Below are 2802 nucleotides of genomic sequence, written 5' to 3'. Positions count from 1 at the left end.
ACGGGATGCGTCTGGGTCTTTCTCTTATGTTCACCGATATATACTGCTTTTTTGATTTTACTTCAAATTCAATCATAACTTCTTATTGTTTATGGTTATCACTTATGTAACGTCGCTCTTTCCTGTTTATTGCTCACGGCTTTTAAAACCCATATAAGGGTAATGACGAACAATCTATATATGGTTTACCATAGACTTGCAGTTTTAATGTTATACATTCTGTTTTCTATCACTATTGTGGATTACGTTTTCGTGCCACGTTTATTGTTCTTTTTATTTTAGTAACTTCTGATTTTGAGCATTACCTTTAATGTTTATTTCTTTAGTATCTAATTTTTTATTTATATCTATTTTATGCTTGCACAATATCTTTTTAAATCTTTCTTTGTTACTATTAGTAATTCCTTCAAATATAGTATCGCCTTTATAATTATATATTCCTATAAATTCCAGACAATCGGGTCCATTGCAATAATCAGATCCCCAAATAGTATAGTAAATGCTTTTTTTTGATTTTACAATTCCTATCTCATAAATAGGCGTTTGTAATACATTTAAAAATATGCCATTTATAGTTCTTTTTTTTTGTATTTGCTATTGGGAGTTTATACTCTTTTAAAATTGTATCATTAGCTGTAAAAACAAGTACCTGTTTTAGAATGATAGGAGTTGAATATGGATCTTCTTGATAATCTAAGATATCTAAAGTATCCTTGCTATATTCACTCTTTACAATTAAAGCATACTTTCCTGTTTTGTTTATAAAAATGCTATCAGACTCCGAATAGTATGGTTGTTTTTTATTTGTACCTCTAGTATTATCTGTAAGGGTAATTATACCCTTATTACAGGTAATACATGTAAATACTAATAACAAGCAAATAATAATTTTCATCATTTTTTCTTAATAAATTTTCCAAATTTGTTGTACTTCTACTATGTTCTATACTCTTTAATTGTTGGGGCAATCAATTATTTAACATTATTCTTTCCTGTTTATTGCTCACGGCTTTTAATACCCATATAAGGGTAATGATGAACATCCTTAGGTAGTATCTAAAAAAGTGTGTAAGTTCTCTCTTTCTTCTCTTTTTATTTTATTCATTTTTCTTTGTTTTGGAGTTACAAATATAGCAAAAGGCAGAGAATTTATCCCTGCCTCTACGCCTAACATTTAAAGAATTTATTGATAATCATATTATTATGATGATAACTCCCAATTTGATGCATTACTAGAAATGCTATGTATATTTTCTAACGACAAAGTCATTTATCTTACTCCATTATTAAACTGTTCTTTCAAAATATTCTCAATTTCAGGGGCTTTCCTGAAAAAAGGATATGATTGATAGAACATATCTAAATTGATGGAATCTGTATAGTTTTCCATTATCCATGAAGATACGATATAAATCATCATATTATGATTAGCCTTGCTTTGTTGTTCGATAGGAAGTAAACTTATAGCTTTTTGTATTCCTTTTATTTTGTCGGGATATTTGACCAGCATATGGCTCAAACCATCAGCAAAAGTTTCATCATATTGTTCATCGGTATGTGCAAAACAATGTTTTACGACTAGAGCATAGTCCTGTTCTGTAGAAAATTTCTCTTGAAAAAAGTTTCCATCAATAATTCTTTGCACAAAAAGGCTATCATCAGACTTTATACTGATGTCTTTACTTGTTTCCTTTTTCAGAACTGTATCTTTATCAAAATCCGTTTTCCGTTGTGTTGCTGTAAAGGTGTTTTTAGAATTATTATTACAACTTGTAACTCCCCAAAAACATAACAGAATCATTTGAAGCAGGGTGTTTTTATTGTTCTGTCTCATATTTTGTTCCTCCTTTCTCTGTTTCGTTCTTTTCGACCTTTTGAGTTCTATGACCTATGACAACAACTTCAGGCACTCGTAGGATTTCATTTCGTTTACTTCTTCTTTAATTTTATCTCTATCATTATAGCTGACAGGAACTTGCAAATCATCTTTCAGCGTAAGGAATCCTTTTTTCTCGTTGGGATCATTTTTTTCTAATTGTGTAACTATTTCTTTAAGTTCCTTGATGTCAGCATCTGCCATTCGCATACACCCATGTGTTCCCATCAAATCAGGCTTTTGCCTACGGCCTCCATGTGTGTGCATTCCTTGTCTAGATCCCCCTTCACCACCTTGGTACTCTAAAGCCAGTAGGTCATTAGGACCAAAAGATATAGTTGGATAATGCTTTGTTCCAGTTTTTCTCCATCCCAATATTTTATATTTTCCTTGAGGGGTATCTGCATTAGAACTATTCCTTTTTCGATAATTTCCAAGTACTTTTACAACTGTCTTGTAAATTAGATTTCCATTTCTGTCATATACAGCATATATAGCATATGGATGGTTTGCTCTGTCTGATGAAGCAGAAACTTTAATATCCCATTTTCCATCAAAATCAACTCTTCCTGTAGGCGCATTATGAGAATAAGTATATGAGGATGCTTCAGGTGCTTCTTCTGATCTTGGGTCCGTACTCATCCACAAACTCAATCTCGGCTCATAGTACCTCGCACCATAGTAATACATCCCCGTCTCCTCATCCAGCTCCTTTGCGTTGAAGAGGTAAGGCGTATTCCAAGTGTTGTTGCGTTCTTCTATGAACACCTCACCGAACGGCACATACTCGATGTGCTGTGATACTTCGCCGTCCAAGTTGGTGATGTAACTACTGCTGCCCAAGTGGTCAGGGTGATAGTAGAACTGCATCTTCTCGTAGTCGTCATTGTCCTTACCATTATAAGGCAAGTCAAACGCCTTGTAGT

General features: G+C 33.0%; 3 protein-coding genes. All 3 read right to left on the bottom strand.

Features of this window, described 5'->3' with window-relative positions:
• Nucleotides 1–529: 529 nt before the first annotated feature.
• On the bottom strand, nucleotides 530–898 hold the full coding sequence (locus X919_RS0103850; protein WP_028899096.1) for a hypothetical protein: 369 nt from the start codon (nucleotides 896–898) through the stop codon (nucleotides 530–532).
• Nucleotides 899–1270: 372 nt separating this feature from the next.
• The gene (locus tag X919_RS0103845; RefSeq protein ID WP_028899095.1) at nucleotides 1271–1834 is read right to left on the bottom strand and encodes a hypothetical protein; all 564 of its coding nucleotides are present in this window, start codon (nucleotides 1832–1834) and stop codon (nucleotides 1271–1273) included.
• Nucleotides 1835–1888: 54 nt separating this feature from the next.
• Nucleotides 1889–2802: RHS repeat-associated core domain-containing protein (locus X919_RS15890; RefSeq protein WP_155949653.1), on the bottom strand; the 914-nt coding region annotated here is incomplete at its 5' end.

It is taken from the genome of Prevotella sp. HJM029 (assembly GCF_000599605.1).
GTDB lineage: Bacteria > Bacteroidota > Bacteroidia > Bacteroidales > Bacteroidaceae > Prevotella.
Note: the sequence above shows the minus strand (reverse complement) of the source record. Positions and strands in the feature narration are given on the sequence as shown.